At 57.4% G+C, this 26,696-nt stretch carries 23 protein-coding genes and 4 pseudogenes; 16 read left to right on the forward strand and 11 right to left on the reverse strand.

Annotated features, from left to right (window positions below):
* Positions 1 to 369 precede the first annotated feature (369 nt).
* Both RlegSU303_RS13430 and RlegSU303_RS13435 read left to right on the forward strand, forming a co-directional pair.
* Positions 370 to 3,150 (forward strand): metal-binding protein, encoded by a 2,781-nt coding sequence (locus RlegSU303_RS13430; RefSeq protein ID WP_131720165.1) that lies wholly within the window; start codon positions 370 to 372, stop codon positions 3,148 to 3,150.
* 227 nt (positions 3,151 to 3,377) lie between these two features.
* Entirely contained in the window at positions 3,378 to 6,683 is a 3,306-nt protein-coding gene (locus tag RlegSU303_RS13435; RefSeq protein WP_269207222.1) for a cadherin domain-containing protein, read from the forward strand.
* An 85-nt stretch (positions 6,684 to 6,768) separates the two neighbouring features.
* Here RlegSU303_RS13435 and RlegSU303_RS13440 read toward each other — a convergent pair whose 3' ends face one another.
* On the reverse strand, positions 6,769 to 7,080 hold the full coding sequence (locus tag RlegSU303_RS13440; RefSeq protein ID WP_025395023.1) for a putative quinol monooxygenase: 312 nt from the start codon (positions 7,078 to 7,080) through the stop codon (positions 6,769 to 6,771).
* Between the two features lie 182 nt (positions 7,081 to 7,262).
* Here RlegSU303_RS13440 and RlegSU303_RS13445 point away from each other — a divergent pair, with 182 nt between their 5' ends.
* From RlegSU303_RS13445 to RlegSU303_RS13455, 3 genes and pseudogenes are all read left to right on the forward strand, one after another.
* Positions 7,263 to 7,730 (forward strand): DUF3828 domain-containing protein, encoded by a 468-nt coding sequence (locus RlegSU303_RS13445; RefSeq protein ID WP_131645387.1) that lies wholly within the window; start codon positions 7,263 to 7,265, stop codon positions 7,728 to 7,730.
* Between the two features lie 546 nt (positions 7,731 to 8,276).
* Positions 8,277 to 8,489, forward strand: a complete 213-nt coding sequence (locus tag RlegSU303_RS13450) for a cold-shock protein (RefSeq protein WP_003540801.1) — start codon at positions 8,277 to 8,279, stop codon at positions 8,487 to 8,489.
* 390 nt (positions 8,490 to 8,879) lie between these two features.
* Positions 8,880 to 9,679: pseudogene (locus tag RlegSU303_RS13455) on the forward strand (IS5 family transposase).
* On the opposite strand, the gene RlegSU303_RS13460 reads toward RlegSU303_RS13455, so the two are convergent.
* Together RlegSU303_RS13460 and RlegSU303_RS13465 are read right to left on the reverse strand one after the other, a co-directional pair.
* On the reverse strand, positions 9,659 to 10,315 hold the full coding sequence (locus tag RlegSU303_RS13460; RefSeq protein ID WP_131720167.1) for a hypothetical protein: 657 nt from the start codon (positions 10,313 to 10,315) through the stop codon (positions 9,659 to 9,661). The pseudogene RlegSU303_RS13455 and the gene RlegSU303_RS13460 sit on opposite strands and share 21 nt — an antisense overlap.
* Positions 10,316 to 10,340: 25 nt before the next feature.
* Complete coding sequence (locus RlegSU303_RS13465; RefSeq protein ID WP_131720168.1) at positions 10,341 to 10,724, reverse strand: hypothetical protein; 384 nt, start codon at positions 10,722 to 10,724, stop codon at positions 10,341 to 10,343.
* Positions 10,725 to 10,892: 168 nt separating this feature from the next.
* Here RlegSU303_RS13465 and RlegSU303_RS13470 point away from each other — a divergent pair, with 168 nt between their 5' ends.
* Complete coding sequence (locus RlegSU303_RS13470) at positions 10,893 to 11,309, forward strand: hypothetical protein (protein WP_131720169.1); 417 nt, start codon at positions 10,893 to 10,895, stop codon at positions 11,307 to 11,309.
* Between the two features lie 931 nt (positions 11,310 to 12,240).
* Here the strand turns inward: RlegSU303_RS13470 and RlegSU303_RS13480 are convergent.
* Together RlegSU303_RS13480 and RlegSU303_RS13485 are read right to left on the reverse strand one after the other, a co-directional pair.
* Entirely contained in the window at positions 12,241 to 13,572 is a 1,332-nt protein-coding gene (locus RlegSU303_RS13480) for a hypothetical protein (protein ID WP_131720170.1), read from the reverse strand.
* Between the two features lie 59 nt (positions 13,573 to 13,631).
* Positions 13,632 to 13,757, reverse strand: a pseudogene (locus tag RlegSU303_RS13485) (ATP dependent DNA ligase); the annotation flags it as partial.
* 238 nt (positions 13,758 to 13,995) lie between these two features.
* On the opposite strand from RlegSU303_RS13485, the gene RlegSU303_RS13490 reads away from it, so the two are divergent.
* The 3 genes from RlegSU303_RS13490 to RlegSU303_RS13500 all read left to right on the forward strand — a co-directional run bounded on the left by RlegSU303_RS13490 (position 13,996) and on the right by RlegSU303_RS13500 (position 15,963).
* Complete coding sequence (locus tag RlegSU303_RS13490; RefSeq protein ID WP_165507542.1) at positions 13,996 to 14,142, forward strand: hypothetical protein; 147 nt, start codon at positions 13,996 to 13,998, stop codon at positions 14,140 to 14,142.
* Positions 14,142 to 14,462: a pyocin activator PrtN family protein gene (locus RlegSU303_RS13495; RefSeq protein ID WP_131720179.1), complete on the forward strand. Its 321-nt coding sequence runs from the start codon at positions 14,142 to 14,144 to the stop codon at positions 14,460 to 14,462. The genes RlegSU303_RS13490 and RlegSU303_RS13495 overlap by 1 nt, the downstream gene beginning before the upstream one ends.
* A 103-nt stretch (positions 14,463 to 14,565) precedes the next feature.
* Entirely contained in the window at positions 14,566 to 15,963 is a 1,398-nt protein-coding gene (locus tag RlegSU303_RS13500; protein ID WP_131720171.1) for a right-handed parallel beta-helix repeat-containing protein, read from the forward strand.
* A gap of 127 nt (positions 15,964 to 16,090) precedes the next feature.
* Here RlegSU303_RS13500 and RlegSU303_RS13505 read toward each other — a convergent pair.
* Positions 16,091 to 17,220: pseudogene (locus tag RlegSU303_RS13505) on the reverse strand (tyrosine-type recombinase/integrase).
* Between the two features lie 169 nt (positions 17,221 to 17,389).
* Here RlegSU303_RS13505 and dusA point away from each other — a divergent pair.
* Positions 17,390 to 18,355, forward strand: coding sequence for a tRNA dihydrouridine(20/20a) synthase DusA (dusA, locus tag RlegSU303_RS13510; protein WP_445944753.1), 966 nt, complete (start codon positions 17,390 to 17,392; stop codon positions 18,353 to 18,355).
* Between the two features lie 39 nt (positions 18,356 to 18,394).
* Here dusA and RlegSU303_RS13515 read toward each other — a convergent pair whose 3' ends face one another.
* The gene (locus tag RlegSU303_RS13515) at positions 18,395 to 19,351 is read right to left on the reverse strand and encodes a S1C family serine protease (RefSeq protein WP_131645389.1); all 957 of its coding nucleotides are present in this window, start codon (positions 19,349 to 19,351) and stop codon (positions 18,395 to 18,397) included.
* Positions 19,352 to 19,911: 560 nt separating this feature from the next.
* On the opposite strand from RlegSU303_RS13515, the gene RlegSU303_RS13520 reads away from it, so the two are divergent.
* From RlegSU303_RS13520 to RlegSU303_RS13530, 3 genes are all read left to right on the forward strand, one after another.
* The gene (locus tag RlegSU303_RS13520) at positions 19,912 to 20,748 is read left to right on the forward strand and encodes an alpha/beta fold hydrolase (RefSeq protein WP_131645390.1); all 837 of its coding nucleotides are present in this window, start codon (positions 19,912 to 19,914) and stop codon (positions 20,746 to 20,748) included.
* A gap of 133 nt (positions 20,749 to 20,881) precedes the next feature.
* Entirely contained in the window at positions 20,882 to 21,073 is a 192-nt protein-coding gene (locus RlegSU303_RS13525) for a hypothetical protein (protein ID WP_020050484.1), read from the forward strand.
* A 196-nt stretch (positions 21,074 to 21,269) separates the two neighbouring features.
* Positions 21,270 to 21,485: a hypothetical protein gene (locus RlegSU303_RS13530; RefSeq protein WP_131720181.1), complete on the forward strand. Its 216-nt coding sequence runs from the start codon at positions 21,270 to 21,272 to the stop codon at positions 21,483 to 21,485.
* A 153-nt stretch (positions 21,486 to 21,638) separates the two neighbouring features.
* On the opposite strand, the gene RlegSU303_RS13535 is transcribed toward RlegSU303_RS13530, so the two are convergent.
* From RlegSU303_RS13535 to RlegSU303_RS34555, 3 genes and pseudogenes are all read right to left on the reverse strand, one after another.
* On the reverse strand, positions 21,639 to 22,691 hold the full coding sequence (locus RlegSU303_RS13535; RefSeq protein WP_131720172.1) for a calcium-binding protein: 1,053 nt from the start codon (positions 22,689 to 22,691) through the stop codon (positions 21,639 to 21,641).
* 103 nt (positions 22,692 to 22,794) lie between these two features.
* Positions 22,795 to 23,472, reverse strand: coding sequence for a LysR family transcriptional regulator (locus tag RlegSU303_RS13540; RefSeq protein WP_231283188.1), 678 nt, complete (start codon positions 23,470 to 23,472; stop codon positions 22,795 to 22,797).
* An 85-nt stretch (positions 23,473 to 23,557) separates the two neighbouring features.
* Positions 23,558 to 23,680, reverse strand: a pseudogene (locus RlegSU303_RS34555) (LysR family transcriptional regulator); the annotation flags it as partial.
* 159 nt (positions 23,681 to 23,839) lie between these two features.
* On the opposite strand from RlegSU303_RS34555, the gene RlegSU303_RS13545 reads away from it, so the two are divergent.
* Together RlegSU303_RS13545 and RlegSU303_RS13550 are read left to right on the forward strand one after the other, a co-directional pair.
* Positions 23,840 to 24,277 carry a YybH family protein gene (locus RlegSU303_RS13545; RefSeq protein ID WP_165507545.1) on the forward strand — a complete coding sequence of 146 codons (438 nt, stop codon included), beginning with the start codon at positions 23,840 to 23,842 and terminating at the stop codon, positions 24,275 to 24,277.
* Positions 24,278 to 24,309: 32 nt separating this feature from the next.
* Positions 24,310 to 24,942 (forward strand): LysE family translocator, encoded by a 633-nt coding sequence (locus RlegSU303_RS13550; protein WP_020050489.1) that lies wholly within the window; start codon positions 24,310 to 24,312, stop codon positions 24,940 to 24,942.
* A 112-nt stretch (positions 24,943 to 25,054) separates the two neighbouring features.
* Here the strand turns inward: RlegSU303_RS13550 and RlegSU303_RS13555 are convergent, their stop codons facing one another.
* Positions 25,055 to 25,969, reverse strand: coding sequence for a hypothetical protein (locus RlegSU303_RS13555; protein ID WP_231283190.1), 915 nt, complete (start codon positions 25,967 to 25,969; stop codon positions 25,055 to 25,057).
* Positions 25,970 to 26,150: 181 nt separating this feature from the next.
* Here RlegSU303_RS13555 and RlegSU303_RS13560 point away from each other — a divergent pair, with 181 nt between their 5' ends.
* A complete protein-coding gene (locus tag RlegSU303_RS13560; protein WP_017960961.1) occupies positions 26,151 to 26,645 on the forward strand; it encodes a BA14K family protein in 495 nt (164 codons plus the stop codon).
* Positions 26,646 to 26,696: the final 51 nt, after the last annotated feature.

Here is a 26,696-nt window from a genome sequence, read left to right on the forward strand (position 1 = left end):
GGGAAGTCTGAACAAGTCGAAGCCAACAGCAACCGGCGATAGTGACGCGAATGGTCGCGCGGCGCAGCACTACCGATGAACCGCTGAAAACACAATTTTCGCGAGAGAATCTCGCCCGACATTGAAAGATAACACTATTTATGAAACCAAAGCATGACTTTGAGTTCTGAAATTAAAATTCGTTTTCCCAGTATTTCATCCTTAGTTTTTCATTAAAAAAGCAATGAAAAGACACAATTTTGCATTGAAAACTTAATCGGGGATTGGCATAGATCCCCGAGGGGTTGTCGTCCGCCGAGCAATAAAACAGTTCTTTCGCGGATGTCTCATATTGCCGAGTACAAAGCATCTTTTGGGGAAAAGAAATATATGGCCTTGAATATTCTGGACACGAACGGCGCCACAGTTACCAAGACCGGCGCTGAGTTCGAAGCATACGATGTTATCCGCGACTCCGCCGCCAACCCTTCCGCACCGGTCACTCTTGTTGTTTCCGATGCCGGCGTGGCGGATCTGGCCGATGAACTGGGCTCCGCCTCAGCGAACGTGTTTGGCTCTTACTACGACAACACGATCACGGCGGGCGCGGGCAACGACACCATCTCGGATAACCACGGCATAGACACGTTGAGTGGCGGCGCCGGCAACGATTCAATTTTCGGCAGTGGCAGCAATGATAAGTTGATCGGCGGTGACGGCGACGATTACATATACGATAGTAACAGTGCTTGGCCAATACCTGACAGCGGCTCGCAGCCGGACTTTTTGGACATTGACGCCGGCAACGGTGACGACTCCATAGTTTTGGAGAATTTCGGACTACAGAAATCAGGAACAATCGATGGCGGCGCCGGGATCGATTCGCTGCAGGCCTATTCGCTCGACGGTCTAACGATCAAGAACATCGAGGTCCTTCAAACCTGGCCATACACGGTTAAGGGTTCGAGCGCGCAGTTCGAAAGCTTTGATAAGATCCTCGGGTCGACAGATCCGATCCTCAATTCCTTCGCCTCTTTGGAGGTAACGGACAGCGCCCACCTCGACCTTTCCGACGAGCTGGCGGACCGCCGAGCTCATGTCTCGGGCTGGAACAATCCCTCCGGCGTTGACGTCAAGACCGGCGACGGCGACGACGTATTTGCGGGCAGCGACGTCAACGACATTTTCGACGGCAGCGGCGGCAACGACATTTTCGACGGCAGCGGCGGCAATGACAAATTGACCGGCGGCGATGGCGACGACGAGCTCGATGGTGGCGACGGCACCGACACGGCTGTTTTCGCCGGTAATTTTTCCGACTATTCCCTTGCATTGGAAAATGGCAGGGATGTCGTCACGAGCGCGCTAGAAGGTACGGATACGCTGACGGGCGTCGAATTCGCGCGCTTTGCCGATGGTGTTTACGATTTCGCCACCGGAACTTTCACCGGCGACAGTACCGATCCAGGTAACCCTTTGAATATCTTGGAGACGAACGGCGCCACGATCACCAAGACCGGCGCGGAGTTCGAAGCTTACGACGTCATTCGCCACTCCGAGCTCAATCCCCTCGTCGCGGCCACCCTGGTCATCTCGGATTCCGGAACGGTAGACCTTTCCGACGAACTGGGCTCGGGCTCCGCAAATGTGACGGGCTCCAGCGGCGACGATACGCTCACGACGGGCGCAGGCAACGACACGATCTCCGGCGGTGACGGCGCGGACACGCTGAACGGCGGCGCCGGAAACGATCATCTCCATGGAGGATCTGGCAATGACACGCTGCATGGCAGCGCCGGCAATGACCAGATCTTCGGCGACGGCGGGAATGATGTCATTAAAGGCGGCGCCGGCAACGATACGATCACCGACGGTGATGTTGGCAACTTCTCTCCGGATCTCGGGCTCGTCCCGGAAGTCTTGAACATCGACGCCGGCGACGGCAGCGATGTCGTCATCGTGCAGCCATTCGCTCCGTTGATTTCCGGAACAATCAATGGCGGTGACGGATTTGATACGTTGCAAGCCCCCGATCTGAGAGGCCTGACGATCGAGAACTTCGAAGTCCTTGACACTGCAAGATTTCAGGTTGCCGGTTCGAGCGCGCAGTTCGAAAGCTTTGATAGCATTGTCGGGTCGATCAATCCGTTCGACGTTGTTTCTCGCCCCTCACTGGCAATAACGGACAGCGCCCACCTCGATCTTTCCGATGAGTTGGGAGACCACGGAGCTTTTATCACCGGCTATGGCTCAAGCATTGACGTCAAGGCCGGCAGTGGCGACGACGAGTTTACGGGCACCGACGGCAACGACATTCTCGAGGGCGGCGGCGGGTACGACATCATTGACGGCGGCGCCGGCACCGACACCGCGGTCTTCTCCGCTAAGTTCGCCGACTATATGCTCGGCTACCGCTACGACATCGAATCCCACATCGTGAGCAGCCTGAGCGGGCAGGACGGTGAGGATATCCTGACCGACGTCGAATTCGCCCGTTTTGCCGACGGCGTCTATGAATTTGCCACGGGAACCTTCACGAGCACCAATAACGCGCCGACCAACATCCAGCTCTCGAAAACCGCCCTCTCCGAGGACACGCCGATCTGGACCACGGTCGGCGTGCTCAGCGCCAAGGACGCCGATGGCGACGCGCTCACCTATACGCTGATCGACGGGGCGAACGATCACTTCCGGATAAAGGGCGACCGCATCGTCACCTCGAAGGCGCTGGACTACGAGACGGACAAGTCGCACACAATCAAGGTGGCTGTGTCCGATGGCACGGTCACGGTCGAAAAGGACATCACGATCAATGTCCTCGACGTCAACGAAGCCCCAGTCAACAAGGCGCCGACCAATCTCGCCTTCTCGCGCAGCTCGGTCTCCGAGAATATCGCGATCGGCACCTCGGTCGGCCTTCTCTCGGCGCGCGATCCGGAAGGCGGCACGGTAAAATGGCGGCTGACGGACGATGCCGACGGCATCTTCAAACTCGTCGGCAACAAGATCCAGACAAAGGCCGCAATCGACTACGAAAGCACCCACAGCCTGACCTTCACTGCAGAAGCCTACGACGCGGCTGGAAACGTCACCAGCCACGATTTCACGCTCGCCGTGAAGGACGTCTTCGAGCTGTCGGTTTCGAGCCTGCTGCACGACGCGCTCATCTAGCAACGACCGTCGCGGGACGCAGAAATGCGTCCCGCGACAAGCGCAGAATGCGCCCGCGTGCCCGCTTAAACGAGCACGGCGCTGCCATTACCCTGAGTTCCAACGTGCGGTCGCCACTTTCCAAAGAAGGTGGCTGCAGCCTCCGACACGAACCTTCTCCACCCGGAACGGCAGAAAAAACACAATCCGTTCTTGCAGAATCCAACGTATCTTCTGGAAAGTTTAACATGGCCTTGAATATTCTGGACACGAACGGCACGACGCTTACCAGGACCGGCGTTGAGTTCGAAGCATACGACGTTATCCGCCACTCCGAAGCTACTCCCCTCGCCGCCGTCACTCTGGTCGTCTCCGATTCCGGCGTGGCAGATCTGGCCGACGAACTGGGCTCGGTCTCCGCGAACGTGACAGGCTCGAGCGGTGACAACACGATCACGACGGGCGCAGGCAATGACACCATCTCGGGTGGTGATGGTGCAGACACGCTGAGTGGCGGCGTTGGCGACGATCTGATCCACGGCGGAGCCGGCGACGACGTGCTGAATGGCGGCGACGGCAATGACAAGATCTTCGGCGAGGCCGGCAATGACGTCATCAAGGGTGGCGCAGGTGACGATTGGATTGTCGATGAAGGTTCTACGACCGGAGTCTTCAATATCGATGCAGGTGAGGGCAAGGACACCGTGTCGTTGTTACAGGAGGTCGGCAGTACACCCTCGGGCAAAGTAGATGGCGGTCCCGGTGTCGACACGCTGCAAGCCACCAATTTGACCGGCCTGACGCTCAAAAGCTTCGAAATCCTTGACACGCAAGGATTGGAAGTTACCGGATCGTCCGCGCAGTTCGAAAGCTTCGAGAAGATTATCACCCCCAACCTCGGTCCCGGCTTCACTCCAACGGTCACCTTGCGGTTGACGGACGGCGCCCATGTCGATCTCTCGCAGGAGATCGGGCCCAGCGTGGTCTACATCTCTCCTGACAAGGACACCACCAGTATCGACGTCACCACCGGCGGCACCCGGGACCACCTCACCGGGCTCAGCGGGAATGACATCCTGGATGGAGGCGCCGGTGACGACGTCATCGACGGCAATGCAGGAAATGACCGGTTGACCGGCGGAGCTGGCAACGACACCATCGATGGCGGCTACGGAAACGACGTCATCAGGTGCGGCGCCGGCAACGACAAGATTATGGATGGCCAATTTTTCAGTGGCATTGGCTCCGAAGCCTTCGACATTGATGCCGGCGATGGCAATGACACCGTGATCTTGCAGAACTATGACAGCATCGCCGATTCCGGAACGGTCGATGGCGGTGCCGGCACTGACAAACTGCAGGCCGGTCTTCTGACGGGCCTGACGATCAAGAACTTCGAAATCCTTGATACGGGGACATGGGCGATTGGCTCGGCGGCGCAGTTCGAAAGCTTCGACAAGATCACAAACACGGACAATCCGGCCAATATCATCCTTATGCAAGTGACGGACGGCGCCCATCTCGATCTTTCCGACGAGTTGGGAAGCCGTAAGGTCCAAATCGTCGGCAGCGGCTCCAGCATGGACGTGACGACGGGTAGCGGCGACGACCTCTTGGGCGGTACCGCTGGCAATGACACTTTAGATGGCGGAGACGGGAATGACGGGCTCTCCGGCCGTCTCGGCAATGACGTCATCAGGGGCGGTGCGGGTAACGACTCGATCAGCGATGGCGATAGTTTTGCTAACGTCGCTGAGGTCTTCAATATCGATGCTGGCACTGGCGACGACGGCGTGACCCTGGTCAAGGGCCTCTTCGGTCATCAGATGTCCGGAACAGTCGACGGCGGCTCCGGCATCGACACGCTAAAAGCCAATGATATGACGGGCCTGACGATCAAGAACTTTGAAATCCTCAGCGCGTCGGCGATCGAGACCAAAGGATCGTCCGCTCAGTTCGAAAGCTTCGACAAGATCATCAGCTCGACCGGTCCGACCGATCAGTTTCCCATCTCCTTGAGATTGACGGACGGCAGCCATCTCGATCTTTCCGACGAACTGGCAAACAATTCGGTCACCATCGGCGGCACGGACTCCAGTATTGACGTCAAGACCGGCGGCGGCAACGACTATCTACACGGTGCCGCTGGCAATGACATTTTGGACGGCGGCACCGGCAACGACACAATCTCTGGCAATGGCGGCAATGACAAGCTGACCGGCGGTGCGGGCAACGACGCAATCTTCGACGGCGACAATGTTTCCACCACTCCCGAGACCTTCGATATCGACGCCGGCGAAGGCAACGATGCCATCACCTTGCGGACACACTCTTCCGCGATTTCCGGAGTGATCGACGGCGGCGCCGGCACGGATACGCTACGCGTCATTGAGCCGACCTTGGGCCCCAGCATGGAATTCATCGGGCTTGCCGGCCTGACGATCAAGAACGTCGAAATTCTTGAAACGGCGGGAGCCGAGGTTCTTGCTTCGGCCGCCCAGTTCGAAAGCTTCGACAAGATCGTCAAATACGAAATGCCGGGCTATGAGAACGATGTCCTCGCACTGACTTTAACGGACAGCGCCCATGCCGACCTCTCCGACGAACTGGCAAACCGCCACGTCGACATCTTCGGCACCGCCTTCGGCATCGACGTCAAGACCGGCGGCGGCGACGACTATTTCTTCGGAACCGGCGGCAATGACAGATTCGAAGGCGGCGCCGGCAACGACGTGCTGTTGGGCGGTGCGGGAATCGATACGGCAGTCTTCTCAGGGAATTTCGCCAAATACTCCTTCGCGTTGAACAATGGCAGCCACATCCTGACGAGCGCCCTGGAGGGCAAGGATACGCTGACCGATGTTGAATTCGCCCGTTTTGCCGACGGCGTCTACGATTTCGCCAAGGGAAAGTTCACGCCCGACGGCAGCAATAGCGCGCCCACCAATATACAGCTCTCGAAAACTTCCCTGTTGGAGAGCACACCGATCTGGACCACGGTCGGCCTGCTCAGCGCCAAGGACGCCGATGGCGACGCGCTCACCTATACGCTGATCGAAGGAGCCAACGACCACTTCCGGATCAATGGCAACCGTATCGTCACCTCGAAGGCTCTGGACTACGAGACGGACAAGTCGCACACGATCAAGGTTGCTGTTTCGGATGGCAAGGTCACGGTCGAAAAGGACATCACGATCAACGTGCTCGACGTCAACGAGGCCCCCGTCAACAAGGCGCCGACCAATCTCGCCTTCTCGCGCAGCTCGATCTCCGAGAATGTCGCGATCGGCACCTCCGTCGGCCTGCTCACGGCAAAGGATCCGGAAGGCGACACGGTGAAATGGCGGCTGACCGATGATGCGGACGGTGTCTTCAAGCTCGTCGGCAACAAGATCCAGACGAAGGCGGCGATCGACTTCGAAAGCACCCACAGCCTGACCTTTACCGCCGAAGCCTACGACGCGGCCGGAAACGTCACCAGCCACGATTTCACGCTGGCTGTGAAGGACGTCTTCGAGCCGTCGTTTGCGCTGTCGCATGAGGCATTGATCTAGCCGCGACAGAATTGCCGGGCACCGAGGTGGGACTTGCAGTGGTGCAAGCCCCACCGATGGGTGGCCGCGCGAAATCAGGCACCCATCAGTCAAACCGCTCGTCGATATGCTCCACCTCAGCGGAAATCACATTGTCGATGACGACATGCGACAGCAGCGTCGGGCCGACGGCCCATAGCTCGCGCATGTGGTCCGTATCCTCGTGCCGGCGATGTGCTTCCTCGCTGGTGAAGGCCTCGGCCAGCAGGATCTTGTCGGGATGCTCGGGCATCGGCACCAGCTCGATATAGAGACAATCCGGGTCGAGCCGGCTTTGTTCGAGATGGTTCTGCGCCGCGGCCAGATAGGCATGGCGCTTTCCAGGCTTGGTCATAAAGAATCCGACGATGCATTTCATCTCGCCCTCCCCAGCTTGATCTGGAAGTCTCGCCCGGGTGCCTGTCACAAGCAAGTGCCGAGCCCTGTCATCGGAACACGGCCGATAGCGACCGAGCCAAACCTGATCACTCTTCCAAAAATGCCGCTCCACCTCAGCGCCTGCTTCCGCTATAATTCACCGCTTATCCGAGGAGAGCCCGCATGCGCCTGCCCACATTCATCCTCGCCCTCGCCGTGTCGGCGGTTGCAGCCTTGCCCGCATCGGCACAGACCTACAAGACGCCGAAGGCGCTGCTCAAGGCACTCTATAGCTACGACACCGACAACAGCGACGCCGAGGCGCCCTCGCCCTATTCGACCTTCTTCTCCGACCACTTGAACGAACTCCTCCGGACCGATCTCGACAACACGCCGGAAGGTGATGTCGGCGCGATCGATTTCGATCCCGTCATCGCAGGCCAGGACGGCGCGGCGAGCGACGTCAGGATCGGCCAACCAATCCTGCTGGATGACAAGGCCGAGGTGGAGGTGCAGTTCGAAAATGGCGAAGAAGTGACGCTCTTCTATACCCTGGTGCGCGAACACGGCGGCTGGAAGGTCGACGACATTGCGAACCAGAAGGGTGATAATCCATGGAGCCTGAGCGGATTGCTGGGGGATGTGCAATAAGTAGGCGGCCCAGCCACCGCCCTCGTGGTTCGAGGCGACCCTGCGTTTGTCACGGCCAATCAATTCTCTGGATCGATTGCTCCACTCCTCACCCTCACTAAGAGACTGATCGGCGTGCCCGCCGCCCCGACCGCCCCCGAACAAATACCTGCCCGGCTATCGAATCTGCCGCTCATCCCGTTTCGGCACGGAATCCCGATATGGCACAGGCGTGCAAGAATCCGTTAACCCACCGTCAAGTATCTGAATCTTCGGCATTTCCCGACATCGATGCGGGCGTGCCACAATAATCCCGCTTGCTTTTTGCCCGAAATGCTGGCACGAATTGACTTACTCGGGCATTTGCATGCCGGTGACTGGACTGATGTGGTAATCCCTTCCGTTTGGAAGGCGGCGCGGGACTACCCGCCTACGTAGACGTTCTTTCCCCGTACGTGACTTCTCCGACTGACCCTTCGTCCCAATCGATCGGGGCGAAAGCTAAAGCCGTCCGCTTCCTCTCGGGGGCGCGGATACTACACAGACTAAGGGAAAAGGACGATCCCAATGGCCACCAAGGGCACCGTAAAATTCTTCAACCAGGACAAGGGTTTTGGTTTCATCACGCCGGACGGCGGCGCAAAGGACGTTTTCGTCCATATCTCTGCGCTGCAGGCTTCTGGCATCCAGTCGCTGCGCGAAGGCCAGCAGGTTACCTTCGACACCGAGCCGGACCGCATGGGCAAGGGCCCGAAGGCTGTCAACATCTCGGCTTCGTAAGTCAGACTTCCGCTCACGCGGCATGAACGGCGCTCCGCAAGGGGCGCCGTTTCTGTTTGTGGTGATCTGCGGTCATTTGTCATCGCATTGGCAAGTGTTATATGCGCCCTTTATGGATGCCCACCCACCCTCGCGGCGACGGGGCACCGCACTGCAGCGCCCGGTAACAAGGAACAATGGTACGTCGATGACGCAGTAGAGGCCGATTTTTGCGGTCGCCCCGATGATCGACTGGACGGATAGCCGTATTTTATTGATATAAATCAGAGGCAAATTGCGCGTTTGTAGCATTTTTGTAGCGCTTCAGACTCCTGGCACCCCACCGGCGGTGATTTGGAAACCAGACGGCGAACCCCTCGGTGTATTACCGATCTCACAATAGCAAGCGATATGACAGATTGGGAATGGGGTCTGGTTCAGTCTTTTCTGCCAATGCCGCGCTTGCGGCGTCCACGGACCACGGATTTGCGAGAGGTGGTGAATGCCCTGCTTTATATCGCCACAACTGGTTGCCAATGGCGGATGCTGCCGAAGGATTTTCCACACTGCTCGACCGTCCAGCGCTATTGCTATGAAAGGAGGGCGTTGGGACTTTGGACACGTATCAACATCGTCTCGTGATAGAAACGCGCGAGTTGGAGGGCAAGGAGGCAAGCCCGAGGGCCGGTATGATCGATAGCCAGAGTGTCAAAACCACGGAAAGCGGCGGCAGCCGGGGCTATGATCCGGGCAAGAAGACTAAAGGCCGCAAGCGTCATCATCGTCGATACGCTCGGCCTGATGGTCGGTCTCATGGTGCACAGCGTCGACATCCCGGATCGCGACGGTGCTCCCGATCTCCTGAAATCCATCCGCCAAGGTGGCCATGGTTGCTGCATGTCTTCGCCGATGGTGGCTGTGCGGGCGACAAGTTGAAGCGGCGAGTGAAGACGATCGGGCGCTAAACGGTCGAGATCATCAAGCGCTCAGTCAAGGCGAAAGCCTTCGAGGTTCTGCCGCGTCGATGGGTGGTCGACCAGACCTTCGCCTCGCTTGGCAGATGCCGCAGATTGGCACGTCGAACGCGCCATAGCATCAGCCGAAGCGTGGATGATGATCGCCCACATTCGTCTCATCACCCGACGCTAGCAAGGTATGGATGTCGATTGAACGCTTTTCGAATCCGACTCTTAGGCCAAAAATGGCAGTAGCCGACTTACAATCAGTTTGGATATTTTACCGAATATATCAATGCCAGCAATCAATTTTTCGACTGCCTTTTTAGGGTTACCTGAGTTACATTCGTTAGCGGCACGGGTCATATCTCTAGACAAAGTAGTAAAACCCTTTTGGTATTCACCATAAGCGAACAGCACTTCCTTCATTGGCTGGTAATATTCGGTCATCACGGTGGATGTCACCTCCGAAAAATCAGACCAATAATCAAATCCGCGCTCTTTTCCAGCGTATTTCGCTTCAACACGTTTCCGTGCAACATCTTGAACTGACAGCACGTTTTGAGCGTTTCGTCTGACTTTCTCCGCGTCCTTGAGAGATTGATCAAGTTCGGACCTTTTTCCTTCGAGCGAGGAAAAAACATCTTTGAACAAACTGCTCCAGATTTTCCTCCTGCAAGTTGATACCGCTGCTGAAGCCCTAGCGTATGTTCTTTGCACAACCAGTTGGTTTCTTTCAGCGACTCGCCACTCTGCAGGTAGCGCCAGATAGGTCGCACGTTGTTTCTCTACAGCAAGCCGAAACTCTCTTTGCTCAACGGAGTCAGCCGCGAATGAGCTTCCAGCGCCACTCAAAAGACATAGCGTAATACAGACTGTGGTAACTTTCATTAGCCGCCCCCAATCTCATCCAACATCAAATTTCGACAGAGGCGCTCGAATTTGCCAAGCCGCCACTTACCTGTTCGTATATAGTTTTTCCCAATTTTAATGAGGAAAAATCTATGTATATAGCAGTCCAAGTTAAGCCATCATATTTTGAATCTTTAGGAAAAGATTGAAAGTATCCAACCTTTTCACCAGCATTATGCCAAAAAAATTCTACGCAATTGTATTTCTTGTCGGGTATTTTTATACGAGACTTTGAAATACTATGCGCTTTCGCATCTTTTTGCGCATTGAACGGACCAATTTTGTCTCCATTGATTGTCGTCAGTATGAAACCACAATTAATTCTGTCTTTAGCGGATTCTCTGTCGTCATTTCTGTTGTTCACGACAACATCGATTTCCCTATCCATAATCGCCCCTCCGCTATTAGCTAACACCCAAGATATTAATTTACCTATGCAAACATATTGATCGAAGTGCTGATTTATGCAATCTAGAATCGCAGTAGATTGCACATTACTTGACGATTTTTTTAGGAATACGCAAAGAGCGCCACAGGCATTTGGAGACGTTGCAAGATGCAATACGAAGTGTTCGAAACCATCGCGGAAACCAAGACGTATCAGATTGCAGAAGTCGACATCGACGACAGGCTTCAACCTGTTCCTGACGATCCAGTGGTTGGTCGTGACTGGCTGCTTGGCCTCGTCAATATGTCAAATGAGTGCTTTGTACTTGCATCAACTACTGACCGAAACGGCAATTTTGGGAAATGGTTCGCGATACCAACCGTATGTAAAAATTGCACTTCTACTTATGACCATTGCTCAAAGAACAAAGGATGGGATGCTATCCTGAGTACAGCATGCACGTCCCCAAGTTTTAGCATCCGCATCGCGACCAAGCCGGATCAAAGCGGCAATGCCAGTGGTGCGGAATTCCCGAATATCACACCGAAATGCAATTACGCGGGTGGTCTTATCGGAATATACTGATAGCCACCACGACAAATCTCGTCGTCTTTTGCCAGATCGTTTTTCCCAACGTTTCTTGGTTGGCAAAATCGACATTCAGCGGCTGAACGTGCGCGTCAGCCAACAGACTTTTTGCGATCTCGGCGTCGTTATGATCGGTATGGAAGGATGCCGAGACGCTTAAGCGGGAGATCGACCGCCAGGAGGAAGTTCTGCGCGAATATGTTGGATTCGCCAATGCTCAGGTTGACGCCCACAATGCCAAGCTTGTGGGCCCGCTAACAGCAGCGATTGCCCGACGTCGGGCGCACCTAGTCAGTGTCGACGATCTAGCAAGCAAGATATGAAGCTTGCGCCTGTCATCGCTTGTCCAGCTGTGAGGAGGCAATACGAGTCAATTTGTCCCCTCACCTCCTGAAAATTATTTTTCTGCCCCTGATGACTATGCTGTCCGAGGCAGGCCTGGCGGGACGCTGGAGAAGGCAGCAAACGCTGCTACGACCCGCACGACCCAGCTCTACGATCACCGCAATGAACGTAAGCTTGGACTCGAACGTATTCTGATCTGACGGTCCGCCTTGCGGGGCACGTCGGTGGGTCACCGCCTCGATCTCGGCGAAGTCTGGTGGCGGGGTCGGTTGCCTTAGACGATGATATGGAAGAAGCCCTTCGGGATCTGTCAGGCGAACTCGGCAAGATGCGCGATGACACGATCAGATACGTCGACGGGATGGAGAAGAACACCTATCTGCCGGTGCGTACGTTGGACGAAGACGGCAAAGTTGATGGAACTGCTTGTTCCACCTGCTCCTTCGGGCTGGTCAACCCTGCAGGATGGACAGAAATCGCAAATTGGGAGCGATTGGGGCAGAGAGCCCGCCGAGTCCCAAGCGCTGTTTTTGATGCGTTCCCTTGTGGCGCCAAGCCGGAGAGTCCACTCGAAGACCGGCATTTAGAAGGAAGGGGGCTCCGCAAAGAGAGGTGCTAGCGACGAAAGTGCGATGTTCCTAAACTCCGAAAGACCGTACTTGGTAACTAGCTCTTCTAGCTCGCCGTTGTCGATCGCGCTGCTTGTGTAAAGCGCTCGGATAAAATTGGGAAACTCATGGCTACCGCGCAAATCCGAACCACCACTCATAGCCGCGCGGAATATTTCGTCGATTTGCGCCTTTGACATCCAAACAGAAAGGGGGATAGCGCAAAGTCGAGCCACGGAGTTCGCCTCCGTCCAGTTGGAACATTGGCAATAGAGCGCTACCGCTCGCGCAAGAATTTCCGCAGGAGGAGGCGTCGTCTGCCGCACCATGTGATTTGCATTCAACGTCGCCGCTTTCGCTGCTGCTTGATCGCGTAGCAATGGGTTAAGAAGCGCCAGCGATACAAGATTCGAGGTGTACTCGTCATCTAGATGCGTTAGCCAGGTAGCCAACGTCGCTAGCGATACCTTGTCGATCGAGCTGCCGATTTCAGGGAAACGGAGCGCAAGATAAGCCCCGAGATGGACGGAGTCCGGGTCGGTTCGCTTCAAAAGCTTCAGGATGTTACTTCTGATACGCGTGAGGGCCTGTGCGCGGTGGATTTCAGTGATCGCAATCAGCGCGTTGACCGCCGAGATCTTGTGGTGAAATTCATGGCTTGGATCCGGCCACCCGAACGTGATCTCGTCGATCATTCCATTGATCAATGGCGTCCTTGCATTCGCTATTTCCGACCCTTTGAGGCGCTCAATAGCGAGTAGCTCGTCGTTGGGAAAAAACTCCGATCGGATCAGGCTCTTCAAGCTCGCGATCGCGGCTTTTCCATGCTTCGGCGGCTGAGCGAGGACAAATATACCTACATTCCGAATATGCAAGCGTGCGAGCTCGGCGGATGGGATGTACGCACTTCCTGTGTCCAGGAATGTTGGATGAGCGCATCTGTTTCGATCGTCTCTCAGCCGTACAAGCTCTGTGTATTCGTGGTTGTCAAGAAACTCGAAATCCCGATGAAAGAGCTCCAGAAGGCCTCGCTCGAATTCCAGAATATTCTTTATGACTTCCTGATTACCCGCCCTAACTTGATCATTGAAGTTTTCGATCTTGCTATACTCTTGCCTGGCCTTTCCATCTCCTAGTTCGGCCATGTTCCTAAGTTTGGCAACAAGATCAAAGCAAAGCGCCACATACGCCGATACTATCGAAGCCCTAAGTGCGCCGCTTTCGTAACATCTAACCGCTTCCGACAGATGAGAGCGTGAGCCTGCATCTGGAATTGCAATCAAAATCTCCTCAAAGTTAGCGAGCAAATACTTAGCCTCGAATCAGATGTTCCCGCGATGCATTCTATCTCTACCCTTACGAGAAGTTAAGCTCGCGTTACAAGCGATGGCACTTCAGCTATATCTGCCTCCTCCCGCAGCCCCTTGTAGGATGCATGCCGGAGCTTGCCGTCGTGCGTCCAGGCCCGATACTCGATCTCGGCGACAAGCTTCCCCGACTGGCGTTCCTATAGAGACCTTGTCGACTGCATCGAATGCACTTTGCACCGAAAGGCTAGTGAATTGAGACAGGTGGCGGGGGGAGCGGGATTCGAACCCGCGCCACCGTTAGGTGGGTCAGATTATCAATCTGGTGCCTTCAACCACTCGGCCACCCCCGTTTGCGACCCTGATCTAAGAACGGCAAACGAGATCTGCAAGCCCGCCCCTCAGGCAAATGTGGCGATCTCCATGCATTCGATCATCGCCATCCGCGATGCGTTGATCGGTGAGGATATCGAAGGGGCGTATCACCAACTGTACAAGGCGGTCGATCCTGAGTTCGTGAAGCTTCAGCCATGGGCAGAAATCGAAGCCTCGGGGGCTCTCGGCCAATGATGCGCCACCACTCCGGATCGTCACAGGAGAACAATGTGACCGCCACGAACGAAACCCAATTCTCCACATCGTTCCTGCTCTTCGCCCAATATGGCGGTAAGGCCGTCATCCCGGTCGAGGACGTGTGCCGCGACTACTTCAACCATCTGACGCCGGACAAATTCCTGCGAAAGGTCGGCACTGGCGAAATTGCAATCCCTGTTGTCCGGGCGGAGACGTCGCAGAAATGCCAGAAGGGCATCTATTTGCAGGACCTGGCCGAGTATCTCGATCAGCGAAGGGAAGCGGCGCTGAAGGAATTCCGGCAGTTGCACCGTTAAAAACGCAGTCGCATCGCCCACTTCCCTGGATTATCGGCAGCGTGCGAATCAGTTTCCAGCTATACCTCGACGCGATCGACGCGTTCTCGAAAAGAAGATTCAGATGCCGAACAAAGTGCGCAAGAAGTGGCAGCGTCCCTTTAAATGGCCACCAAGCACTTGGGAGTTTACGCCCGGCTTGCAAGTAGCCTCAGACGTCTTCACTTGCCTGATTTTCATAGCGCTTCTCGCAACGATTGTTGGCGCGCTGTTTGCGTGGCCGATTCTGATCTATCGCACCGCGATCGTCGTTTCATCTGGCACACCTGAGGATCTTCGAAATATCCTCTTGGCCGTCGCTGCATTGATAGGCGTGCCATTTCTAATATGGCGAACACTGATCGCGGCTAAGCAAACGGAAATAAGTAGGGAAAGCCATTACACCGACCTCTTCACAAAAGCCGTTGAACAGCTCGGCGCGGAGAAAACCGTAAAACGTCGAGAATTCCATCAAAACTATCAATTGGAAGAAGGGTCGCAGAAGGTCATGCGCGACCGCCAGGGAAAGCCCATTCCCGCTACCTCACCGGACGGCGAACCGCTCGGCCAATACGAAAGCTACGAAGTTACGGACATTAATTATGAGGTTCGATTGGGCGCCATTTATGCTCTGGAGAGGATCGCTCAAGACAGCTCGCGAGACTCGCAGCCAATCTACCTTACACTCTGCGCATATTTACAGAACAATGCACCTCCAGCGGTTACCGCGCTTACTGAGATGCCCACGAGAAAAAATAACTCGGACATCGAAGAAACCCTCAATGTTATGAACAGGTATTCGCACAATAATGAGGATATTCCTGGCTATCAGTTTGATGGCATTCACCTACCGAATATCAACTTTTTCGAAATGTCGTTTAAGAATATAACTTTTCATCAGTGCTCACAGACTCAAGCAGAATTTCAGTGCAAAATTGAATATTTAAATTACCGCAACAGTTTACTAGAGAGAATTGCTTACAAAAACTCAATCGTTAACGACTCCGCAGTCACCGGAGGAAAGTTAGATAAGTTACTTATATCTAACTCTGAAATTGACAGCTGCGGATTCTTTTCAGATGTTTTAGGTGTTACTATAGTTAGATCAAGTGTGAGCCAATCGTCGATCCAGTTTGGAAAAAACAGCACAATTATAGACAATAGCGTTTTCAATAATACTGCGATGTATGAAACTTCGATCTCTCCTTATGCGCCAAAAATTGCGTGGCGACTGGACGATAATGAATTTGTCGATTGCTCCTTCTACAACTGCGACTTTTCATTTCGCGATTGGTCTAGCAATACTTTCACAGGATGTGAATTTTACAACTGCAACTTAGTTAAGCAATCTGGCATTCAGGAAGCAGGAGGCAATGTGTTCAATAACTGCTTCACCGAGGAACTGATGGAAAATGAAAGTGCTATCGATAGGTTCAGAGCGACACTGATATGGCAGAGCCGACCACGCGCAGGACCGTACTGAGCGGATGCGCGATTTGATGTTCCCGTGAAAACCGAGGCAATAAGGGATACGACTCCAACAAAGATCGGCCGCCCTACCCGAAATACACAGAGCTGCTAGATAGATGCCCCAAGAGGAAGGTCTAACCCTAACTAGCCCAGACACTTGGCGACCACTTCCAACCGGCATACTTGTCCCCTGTCTGCCGAATGTGGGTATAACGTTTGAGGCTGTTCCACGAGCGATGCGCCGACACCGTGGCCACGCGAGGAATATCCCACCCCATCTCGAAGAGCCGCGAAATTCCGTCGTGCCTCAGATCATGAAAATGCAGGTCCTCAATCCCGAGCAGTTTGCAGGCGTCTGTGAAGTTCCTCGAGATTGTGCCGGCGTTATAGGGAAAGATCTCGGCGGTCGTCTTCGGCATAGCCTCAATGATCGCCCGCGCTTCCGGCAGGAGCGTACACCACACGTCGTTCCCGATTTTCTGGCCCGGATGTTTCATATCCCGAACGAGATAGCGATCGTGCTCCGGCTCGTAGTCATCCCAGCGAACGACCGTGATCTCCTCCTGGCGACGCGTCGAGAAGATTGCGAAGAGAATGATCTTTTCCATGGGAGACGATTGCGGCGTGCGTCTATTGCGATCGGAAAAAACTCCAGCAGCCGTTCCAGTTCGCCGATCGTCGGGCGCCGATCGCGCTCATTGCTTCGGCTGACGATGCCGAGCCGGCTCGTCACTGTGACGGCATCCTCAAACGCCTGCTTGTCGAGCGGATATCCCCACATCGGCCGAGCGACGGCAAAGACCGAGCCGAGGTGCGACATATAGTTGCCGACTGTTTGCGGCTGGCGCACCAGGATCTTCTTGTCGGCCTCGAAAACATCCTCCTCGCCTTCGGGAAGCCAACCGTCCTTCATATCCTTGGCGAAGCCGCTGATGTCGGGACTGGCGATCGTGCTGCTGCGCTTCGCAGCGATCGGATGTTTCTTGACTAGCCGCAAGCATTGGGCTTTCGTCTTGCCCATCGCCTTCAGCGACGTGCTGATATATTCGTCGATCACATCGGCCAGTATGGGGTCCAATGCCTTCAGCCTTTCCAGCGCGCCCGGCTCGGCAAGCTCTGTCTCCCGCTTTTTGAGCCATGCTTTCGCGACCGTCTTGCGGTCGAATGTTTGGGCCTCAGTGTGCACGACCTCGCCTTTTTGCTTTAGTCGGATCTGTGCGGTAAATGCTTTCGAACCATTCTTGCGCGTTCGCTCTGATATGGTGCCCATTTGAGTGCTACACGACCTTTGCCAAATGCTACATCGTAGCACTAGCATCTCAAAAACGGTCGTTAAAGCGATAAAACGAGAGAAAACAAGACAAGTGCCTGCAACCACAAAACCAGCAGATCAGCCGAAACAGGTGTATTTCAAGGCTCCTGTCTTCGCCGTTGCACCTATGATCGACTGGACGGATCGGCATTGCCGCTATTTCCACCGGCAGATCAGCCGCGAGGCGCTGCTCTATACCGAGATGGTGGTGGCCGATGCGATCATCCACGGCCCGCGTGACCGGCTGCTCGGTCATGACGCCGCCGAGCACCCGCTGGCGCTGCAGCTCGGCGGATCGGACCCGGCAAAGCTTGCCGAGGCGGTGAAAATCGCCGAACCCTACCTCTATGACGAGATCAACCTCAATGTCGGCTGCCCCTCCGATCGCGTGCAGTCCGGCACCTTCGGCGCTTGCCTGATGCTGACGCCGGAGACGGTGGCCGAATGCATCGCGGCGATAAAAAGGGTTGCAACCGTGCCGGTGACGGTGAAATGCCGGATCGGCGTCGACGAGCAGGAGCCGGAACAGGCGCTGCCCGAGCTGATCAGCCGCGTTCTCGATGCCGGCGCCGACGCAATCTGGATCCATGCGCGCAAGGCCTGGCTGAAGGGCCTGAGCCCCAAGGAAAATCGCGAGATCCCGCCGCTCGACTATGAGATCGTCTATCGGATGAAGCAGCGCTGGCCCGACGTCTTCATCGGCATCAACGGCGGCATCCGCACGCTCGACGAAGCCGCAGCCCACCTCGACCATGTCGACGGCGTCATGCTCGGCCGCGCCGCCTATCAGAATGCGGCGATCCTAGCCGACATCGACCAGCGCTTCTTCGGCGCGCCGGCGAGCGCACCGGACTGGGAGGCGTTGCGTGACCGGATGATGACCTATGCCGAACGCCACATCGCCAGCGGCGGCCGGCTGCAGCACGTGGCCCGCCACATGGTCGGCCTCTTCACCGGCCTGCCCGGCGCCAGGCGCTACCGCCAGATCCTCTCGACCGACGCGGCGAAAAGCGGCGCCGGGCCGGAGGTACTGGCCGCAGCTTTTGCGGCGGTGGATTTTTCGGGGACGGAGCAGGAAGCGGTCAGCGCCTGACGTAAGGTGATGTCTTTGTCATGGCGCCGAAGTGTAGCGTCACGACCGCGCCATCGGCAGCAAGATCTTCTTCTCGATCCGGCCCGCCACCGAGAACACCAGGATTTCCGTATCCCTGCCGATCCTGCTGCCATCCATCAATCGGACGATATCATCGACGCCGCCAACCGGGCTGCCGTCGATGGCGAGAATATAATCGCCCTCCTGCAGCCCTCCCTTTGCCGCCGGCCCATCGGCTTCGACGCGGCGGATGCGCACGGAAGTCGTCTGCACCGTGCCCGCCGCAAGAGCCACCCGGCGCGGCAGCACGATCGTGTCGCCTGCTATGCCGATGAAGGCGCGTCTGACCTGGCCATAGCGGAGAATCTCTGAAACCACGAAATTGGCCGTATTCGACGCCACGGCAAAGGCGATGCTCTGCGCGCCCTGGATGACGGCGGTGTTGACGCCGATAACCTCCCCGCCCGAAGACACCAGTGGCCCGCCCGAGTTGCCGGGATTGAGCGCCGCATCGGTCTGGATGACATCTTCCATCGGCCGGCCGCTGGCCGCCCGCATCGACCGGCCGAGCGCCGAGACGATGCCGGCGGTAACAGTCCATTCGAAGCCGAGCGGGTTTCCGATCGCGATCGCGATATGGCCCCTGCGCAGGCGCTGGGAATCTCCGAGTTTCGCCCAGGCGCCGGTGCTTGTATTGGCGCGAATAAGGGCGATGTCGGTATCGACATCGCGACCCAACACCCGGCCCTCGGTAACGAAGCCGTCAGGCGTGGTGATGCGGACGACCTTGGCATCGTCAACGACGTGGTTGTTGGTGATGATCAGGCCATCAGGCGAGACGGCGAAGCCGGAACCATGCCCCTGCCGGCCACCCACCCTCTCGATCCGGCTCACTGCCGGCCCGACCGTATCGACTGCTGCTGCGATCGATTGCGAATAGGCATCGATCAGCGCCTCATCATTCTGAGGCGCTATGTCCTTATCCATGTAACCCATTATTTGATCCTCAGGCGGCAGTAACGGCCGTCCCGCCGCCGGCGAAGCCGTCGCGGTTGCGACGGTCCGCCATGGCGCTGTTGTATGAGGATTAGATGGTTGGGCGATGAACCGTGTTCAAGTGAGCGCCGGCAGCGGCATGCACGCGGCGGCAGAACGGGAATACACCTACCCCGGACAGATATATTGAACTACCCGGACGGATATATTGAACGAATAGTAAAAAAATGGCTCAATACAGACGTTCGCCGTTAAATCAGTACCTTGGATAAAGGAATGTTCGCAGCGCGAAGCAGCCAGGCGAGGATCACCCGGCCCTCGCGCCATGCGAAATGGGCGGGTGCTACACCCATCTCATGGAGACATACAAACTTCTGTCATATCAATAGAATAGAAAGAGGCACTCAATAAGCACATCAACATATTCGGGTTGATCAGGCGCGACCTTCTTGCCCCTAGCCTCCGGCCCAACGGCGCTCGTGGCCTTGCCAATTCTGCAGGCAACGGCGCAAACTTCTGACCGCATCAATCCAACCAACCCCAGCCAACGGAGCCAAAAGATGAGCACGGTTACCACCAAGGACGGCGTCGAAATCTTCTACAAGGATTGGGGGCCGAAGAGCGCCCAGCCGATCATGTTCCATCACGGCTGGCCGCTATGCTCCGACGACTGGGACGCCCAGATGCTGTACTTCCTTGAGAAGGGTTACCGCGTCGTCGCCCATGATCGGCGCGGCCACGGCCGCTCCACCCAGGTGGGCGACGGTCATGATATGGACCATTACGCCGCCGATGCCGCAGCCGTCGTCGAGCATCTCGATCTCAGGAACACCGTCCACGTCGGCCACTCCACCGGCGGCGGCGAAGCGACCCATTATGTCGCCCGCCATGGCCAGCCGCAGGGCCGCGTCGCCAAACTCGTCATCATCGGCGCCGTGCCGCCGATCATGGTGAAGACCGAAGCCAATCCCGGTGGCCTGCCGATCGAAGTCTTCGATGGCCTGCGCAAGCAGCTCGCCGCCAACCGCTCGCAATTCTATCGCGATCTGCCGGCCGGCCCGTTCTACAGCTTCAACCGCCCCGGCGCGAACGTGTCGGAGCCGATCATCAACAATTGGTGGCGCCAGGGCATGATCGGCGGCGCCAAGGCCCATTACGACGGCATCAAGGCCTTCTCGGAAACCGACTTCACCGAAGACCTGAAGATCATCACCGTGCCGACCTTCGTCATGCACGGCGACGACGACCAGATCGTGCCGATCGCCGACTCCGCCCTGCTCTCGTCCAAGCTCCTGCAGAACGCCACGCTGAAGGTCTACGAGAAATTCCCGCACGGCATGTGCACCACCCATGCAGACATCATAAACCCCGACATCCTCGCCTTCATCAAAGGCTGATCCGTGATGTTGCCGGGCGCCGACCAGGCGCCCGGTTGCCGCTATGGCTTGCGGTCCGATACACAGACGCCGCGCGCCAGGTCGATCGATTGACGTGGGTTAAGCATTTTCCCATGAAACCGTTTTCGCCGATTTGCGTTTAGCGGCCATGAAAAGAGAACGTGAACCCTCATCAAAGGCTTACCGGCAGGATCGTTTCGAAAACACCGAGCGAGCCGCCAAGGAAACCATCGAGGCGGAGCAGCGGGCCCGCCGCGAAAAAACCAAGCGGCTGAAAGAGCTGCGCCTGGCGCAACAAAGCGGCCAGGATCCCGCAACCAAGTAGATCTCACGCTCGCACCATCCGTCCAGCCGACGCCTTGATCGGTCTCATCTCGTGCCGCCGCCCTCGCCCGCATCTTCCCGCGCGGCCAAAATTGTTTTTTGAATTTCGGACCTTCGCCCATCTTGCAGAGCAAAGATCGCGAAATTATCTTTTTTTCACGAAAGCGATTCGCGGCATCCAAAAAGGGCAGATTGCGATGTCAGACAAGCTGTTCAGCACGCGTGACGAACCGCTCGCCTCGGAAGATCTGGACGTGTGCAGGCGTGTCCACGAATCCCTCTGTAGCGGGCTAAAGATCGACAGAGCAGGCAAGGAGGCCGACCGTCTGGGCGCCCTCATCATCGAGCTTTACCGCCAGGGTGTGCATGACGAGAACCAGCTTCGGCTGCTGGCCGGCGGAGGGCGAGCCTGATAGCGCGCCTCACGTTAGCACAAGGAAGGGCGGACCGACTCCTCCCGCCATTGACCGGCATCGACACGCACATGGAGACCCAGGGCGCAGAAACTTGCGCCGCCGCTGCATGAACACACGACGATGGTCGGCGCAGTCATTCCAGTTCGGCACCTAGCGCATAAGAATCTTGTCCCTGTCCCAGGACATTCCATCGGAAAATTCGATCTTTTCAATGCCCCAATAGCCCTCGGCCAAGAACTGCTTCTCGACGGTGATCACGTCGCCCGTCGGCTTGACGATCACCATCAGCTTTGCCGCATCCCGCAGCAACATCACGTCGGAAGCGGTGAGATCGGTCAGGCGAAGCGTGTCGATCTCGTTCGACATGTTGACGATGTCATCGATGACGTCGGAGCCATGGCCGCTGGTATAGACATAGGTGTCGTCGCCAAAGGATCCGGAAAGCGTGTCGTTTCCTTCAAGCCCGATGATCAGATCGTCGCCCCTCGTGCCTTCCACGGTTTCCTCGCCGGACGTGCCGGCAATACCCTCGGGCTGAACCACGCTGATATGCGCGGCGATGTCCTGCTTCGACCAGATTGTCCCGTCGCTGAACCTGATGCTTTCGATCCCCTTCTCGCCGCCTGATCGTCCCGACTCGATGATGATCGACCCGCCCGCGGCCATACGTCCTGCAGTCCTTTCAAGCGCCCAGGCGAGCCTGCCGTCGCTCTTTGCCGCAAGCCTCGCTTCCTCGAGAATTGATACGTTCTTGGCGGCATCTGCCGCACTCATCCTGATCGCAATGATGAGATCGTCGCCCTCCTGGCGAAGGCCGATATCGCCGGGGCCGATATCGGAAAAGATCAGCGTATCGGCATTGCCGCTATCCTCGATCGTTTCCACAATGGTGTCGTTGCCGTCGCCGCGGGCATAGCCGTAGGCGTCGTTGCCGGTGCCGCCGGTCAGAAGATCGTCATCCTCGTTGCCGTAGAGCGTGTCGTCCCCTTCCTCACCGCGGATTTCATCCTGTCCGCCTCGGCCATACACCACATCATCGCCCGCACCGGCATGGATCTGCTGGTTGCTGTCCGGGTCGGATGTAAGGATGATGTTGTTGACGACCCGCCCGCTGTCACGCGATGTCCTATCGTAGATGCTTATCGACAAAATCAGGCCCAACCCAAGGATCAGGGCCGTCCGCCGCACGCGCCAATTCAGCATTCTTCCAGTCCCCGGCAAGACGCGCCCCGGTGGTACCGACCGCCACCGGTAGCAAGCTCTGTTTGGAAGGAATTACCACCCTGAGATGTCTGTTGTGTTAACGCTACCTGCTGCGAGAAGACCGATCCCGACGCCCCTCGAGCAAATCCCGTTCTCCCGCCAAGGCACCCGCCATGAACGTATTGAAAGCCCGCACCCGTGCCGTCCGGCTGAGATCAGCATGCATCAGCAGCCACAGTTCGGACACAGCATCCGGCAACGGTTCCCCCAGCCGCACAAGCCTCTCCGGCACCACATCGCCGAGATAGCACGGCAGGATCGTGCGTCCAGCGCCGGCAATCGCGAGGTCACGCAGGGTAAGCAGGCTATCTGCGCGCGCGGCGATTTCGCTTGGGTCGACATGCGCGCGCACCCAGCGGCCGGCAACGGTGCCGGCAAGCGTGTCGTCGGGCACGAGCCACGGCCTCGTCTCGGCGCCCTGCGCGGCATAGATTGCGGGGGCCACCGCGGAGACGCGCCGGCCGATCAGCGTCTCGGATGGTCCGGCCATCGGCCGTATCGCAGCATCCACATCATGGCGCACGAGATCCACGGGCAGGTTCCCGACCGCCAGTTCCACGACGATATCGGGATAGCGGACGTGAAACGCCGCCAGATGCTGCGGCAGGATACTGGAGGCCAGCGTATCGGTCGTTGCGACGCGCAGCACGCCCTCCAGCCTGAGGTCCCTGCCGGTCAGCCGCCGCTCGAGATCGGTAACAAGCGATGATATCTGCCGCACGGAGGCGAGCAGTTCCTCGCCACCATCCCGTGGGCAGCCGCTCGAAAAGCCGCAGACCCTGCGCTTCTTCGAAGGCGTTTACCCGCCGCAGCACGGTGGTGTGGTTGACGCCGAGCGCGCGTGCCGCTGCCGCAAGCCCGCCATGTTCGGCGACCGCCAGAACGCAGCGCAGGTCGTTCCAGTCCAGATGTCGATGATTTTGCGCCATCCCTCATCTATAACCGGTCGGCCGGCGCTGGGGGAAGATCCGGCTCGGGCGAGGTGCTCGCCTGTGCGTAGGCGCATCCCGAAACTGCAAACTCACAGATTGCCGATGCGACGCATTGCGGTTAGCCCTTTTCAGCGAAAGCAGGAAAGGAGATATTCCATGGGTTCTCCCAGTCCCGAACTCAGCAACCTCTGGCTCGCCCGGGCTTTCAACGCTCTGGATGTTGAAGCCGCAGCCGCCCTTTATCACCCCGATGCCTCGATCGTGCAGGTCGACGAGGTGCATGGTGGCACTACCATCGCCCGCGGCGCCGATGCCATCCGCGCGACCATGGCCGCCTATATCGGCCTGAGACCGCATATGGACGTCGTCACCCACCACACGACCATCTCGGGCGATTTCGCCATGACACGCTCGCAATGGCTGATCGCGGGGCAGGACCAGGATGGCAGGCCGGTCGAGGTCCATCATCACGGCATGGAGGTTCACCGCAAAGGCGAAGACGGCACCTGGTACTTCTTCCTCGATCATCCCTTCGGCGCCACCCCACCTGGGCCGTGTCGCGCCCGCCCGCGACAGTGTAATCGCCCAGCTTGATGCCCCAATGCCCGCCAGCAAAGGAACCCGCCATGCATTCCCTCACCGCCAATCTCTTCAGCCTTTTTACCATCGGCCTCGTCCAGCTGGTCGCCGTGATATCGCCCGGGCCGAGCTTCCTGATCACCGCCCAGACCGCAGCCGCGCGCTCGCGTTCGGATGGCGTCAAGGTGGCGCTCGGCCTCGGCTCCGGCTCACTCCTCTGGGCGTTAGCCGCCCTTCTGGGGCTGAACATGCTGTTCCACGCGCTGCCCACTCTGTTTTTCGTCATGAAGGTGGCCGGCGCCCTCTTCATTCTCTGGGTCGCCTTTCAGATCTTCCGCCACGCGAGCGAGCCGCTTGTCATCGAAGATCGAGATGGCGCCGTCAATCCGTTCCTCAAGGGACTGCTGACGCAGCTCTCCAACCCGAAGGTTGCCGTGTTCTTCGGCTCGATCTTCGTTTCGATGCTGCCGGCCGAAGCCCCACTCTGGATGACGATCGCGCTGTTTGCCATCGTCTTCCTCAACGAATTCTCCTGGTATTCGATCGTCGCGATATTGTTTGGGTCGGGTCGCATCCGGACATTCTATATCGGCATGAAGAGCTGGATCGACCGCATCACCGGCCTCTTCCTCGGGGCGCTCGGCCTCAGGCTGCTCTGGAGCGCCCGCGAGACGACCTAAAGCATGTCGCGCAGTGGCCTGATCCAGCGCCATGTCGCCAACGACAAGCAGCATTGCCCCGTCGTCGAAGGGGCAATGAATTCGGCAAATCACGAAGGTTCCTCAAGGAGGATTACGGGTTCGTTGTCGTCTCGGTGCTTGTGGCAGAGGTCTCGGTTTCGTCAACATTTTGGGCGGCTTCAGTGGTGTCCGCTGTGCCTTCCATTCCAGTCTCAGAGGTTTCTTCAGCCGCGACCGGGTCTGTCGTCGGGCTCCCGTCGGCCGTCTCGCCGGTCGCTGTCTCGGTCTCTGCTGCCGGGGTTTCCGCTGTCGGGGCGGCTGCGGCTAAGGCGTCTCTCATCTGGTCGATCGTCCCGATAGATGTTCCGACACCGAGCGTCTCCTGTGCCCAGCCCAAAGCCTCCGGCGTGACCATGCCTGTCTTGGTTGCGGCGGCCAGCGCCGCAGTCAGCGCGGCATCGCCCAATACCGGATCGTCGGCGGGTGGCGCCACTCCGTTGGTGAGTTCATATTGAGCGTACGCCGTGCTGAATGCGGCAATCGCGGCCATCCGAGGATCGGCCGTTTTCATGAGAGCATGGAAGTTGCGCTTCAGCGAATTGAGACCGGCAAGCTCTGCTGCTGGCTTTTTTGCAGGTTTTGTCGCAGGCGCTTTGGCGATGGTCGTCTTTTTGGAGGTGCTTTTCGTACTGACAGTCTGCTTGGCCGATTTCGTCTTGGCGGCCCTGCCCGTGCTTCCGGTCCGGCCATTTTCTGTCTTCCCCCTCGAGCTGGCGCTGGCCTTTCCGCCGCCGCTATTGCTGCTGCTGCCTCCATAACCGCCGCTGCTTCCGCCGCCGTGGCCACCGCCACCGCCGCCACCGCCGCCACCGCCGCCGCCGCCACCGCCGCCGTTGCCGCCACCATTGCCGCCGCCGTTGCCGCCCTTGGCGAAAGCAGGCGATAGGTCGGTGATGGTGATATTGAGAGGTGCAATTGCCAAGCTCGTCGAGAGACAGAGAACGCCGAGAATTCTGGAGAGCCGCATGGTGAACCTTCCGACATGCATAGAAGTGCTGTTACATCTCGGTCATTGAAGCAGCCCATCCATAAAGATCTAATTGACTATCTACTTTCAATTCGAACTTGTTGGTGAATTTCCCAAAATGAACCATTCCCCTTCCCCTGCGTTATCCCGTCGATAGATCCGTTTACCCAAGGTGAGTGAAATGAACAGATTCGCCATCATTGCCCTGTCGATAGCGACGGCCTTCTCCGGAATGCCGGCCTCGGCAGGCCCGGCTTTCGTGCCGAGCCCGGTGCAATCGGCGCAACCGGTGCCTCAAAGCACCGATGCCCGGATTATGACCGTTGGTTGCAATAACTTCACGAACTGCCCGGGTCAGTTCAGCAACAATCGCAGGTGGTATCGCAACCGCCATCACTATCGCAACCGGGACTACTACCGTGACCGAGACTACTACCGAGACGACCGCTATGGCTGGGATCGTCGCTACGATCGCCGGTATCGCCGCCACGACAATACCGGCGCCATCATCGGCGGTCTGGCGGCCGGCGCCATCATCGGCGGCATCCTCGCTTCGCAGCCGCGCGCACGTGCCTATAGTTCGCATGCGGACTATTGCTACAGCCGATATCGGTCCTACCGCGCCTCCGACAATACCTACCAGCCGAATTACGGCCCACGCCGCCAGTGCCGCTAGCTGGTCCACCATTTAGCAACAAGCCTCGCAAGAAGATGCGGGGCTTTTTGA

The sequence above is a fragment of the Rhizobium sp. SU303 genome (assembly GCF_021052345.1).
In the GTDB taxonomy this organism is placed as follows: domain Bacteria; phylum Pseudomonadota; class Alphaproteobacteria; order Rhizobiales; family Rhizobiaceae; genus Rhizobium; species Rhizobium laguerreae.

What these genes read in the sequence shown, in the direction of transcription:
- RlegSU303_RS13430 (WP_131720165.1), top strand. Translation starts at nt 370, where the DNA reads ATGGCCTTGAATATTCTGGACACGAACGGCGCCACAGTTACCAAGACC.
- RlegSU303_RS13435 (WP_269207222.1), top strand. Translation starts at nt 3,378, where the DNA reads ATGGCCTTGAATATTCTGGACACGAACGGCACGACGCTTACCAGGACC.
- RlegSU303_RS13440 (WP_025395023.1), bottom strand. Translation starts at nt 7,080, where the DNA reads ATGAAATGCATCGTCGGATTCTTTATGACCAAGCCTGGAAAGCGCCAT.
- RlegSU303_RS13445 (WP_131645387.1), top strand. Translation starts at nt 7,263, where the DNA reads ATGCGCCTGCCCACATTCATCCTCGCCCTCGCCGTGTCGGCGGTTGCA.
- RlegSU303_RS13450 (WP_003540801.1), top strand. Translation starts at nt 8,277, where the DNA reads ATGGCCACCAAGGGCACCGTAAAATTCTTCAACCAGGACAAGGGTTTT.
- RlegSU303_RS13460 (WP_131720167.1), bottom strand. Translation starts at nt 10,315, where the DNA reads ATGAAAGTTACCACAGTCTGTATTACGCTATGTCTTTTGAGTGGCGCT.
- RlegSU303_RS13465 (WP_131720168.1), bottom strand. Translation starts at nt 10,724, where the DNA reads ATGGATAGGGAAATCGATGTTGTCGTGAACAACAGAAATGACGACAGA.
- RlegSU303_RS13470 (WP_131720169.1), top strand. Translation starts at nt 10,893, where the DNA reads ATGCAATACGAAGTGTTCGAAACCATCGCGGAAACCAAGACGTATCAG.
- RlegSU303_RS13490 (WP_165507542.1), top strand. Translation starts at nt 13,996, where the DNA reads ATGCATTCGATCATCGCCATCCGCGATGCGTTGATCGGTGAGGATATC.
- RlegSU303_RS13495 (WP_131720179.1), top strand. Translation starts at nt 14,142, where the DNA reads ATGCGCCACCACTCCGGATCGTCACAGGAGAACAATGTGACCGCCACG.
- RlegSU303_RS13500 (WP_131720171.1), top strand. Translation starts at nt 14,566, where the DNA reads ATGCCGAACAAAGTGCGCAAGAAGTGGCAGCGTCCCTTTAAATGGCCA.
- dusA (WP_445944753.1), top strand. Translation starts at nt 17,390, where the DNA reads ATGATCGACTGGACGGATCGGCATTGCCGCTATTTCCACCGGCAGATC.
- RlegSU303_RS13515 (WP_131645389.1), bottom strand. Translation starts at nt 19,351, where the DNA reads ATGGGTTACATGGATAAGGACATAGCGCCTCAGAATGATGAGGCGCTG.
- RlegSU303_RS13520 (WP_131645390.1), top strand. Translation starts at nt 19,912, where the DNA reads ATGAGCACGGTTACCACCAAGGACGGCGTCGAAATCTTCTACAAGGAT.
- RlegSU303_RS13530 (WP_131720181.1), top strand. Translation starts at nt 21,270, where the DNA reads ATGTCAGACAAGCTGTTCAGCACGCGTGACGAACCGCTCGCCTCGGAA.
- RlegSU303_RS13535 (WP_131720172.1), bottom strand. Translation starts at nt 22,691, where the DNA reads ATGCTGAATTGGCGCGTGCGGCGGACGGCCCTGATCCTTGGGTTGGGC.
- RlegSU303_RS13545 (WP_165507545.1), top strand. Translation starts at nt 23,840, where the DNA reads ATGGGTTCTCCCAGTCCCGAACTCAGCAACCTCTGGCTCGCCCGGGCT.
- RlegSU303_RS13550 (WP_020050489.1), top strand. Translation starts at nt 24,310, where the DNA reads ATGCATTCCCTCACCGCCAATCTCTTCAGCCTTTTTACCATCGGCCTC.
- RlegSU303_RS13555 (WP_231283190.1), bottom strand. Translation starts at nt 25,969, where the DNA reads ATGCGGCTCTCCAGAATTCTCGGCGTTCTCTGTCTCTCGACGAGCTTG.
- RlegSU303_RS13560 (WP_017960961.1), top strand. Translation starts at nt 26,151, where the DNA reads ATGAACAGATTCGCCATCATTGCCCTGTCGATAGCGACGGCCTTCTCC.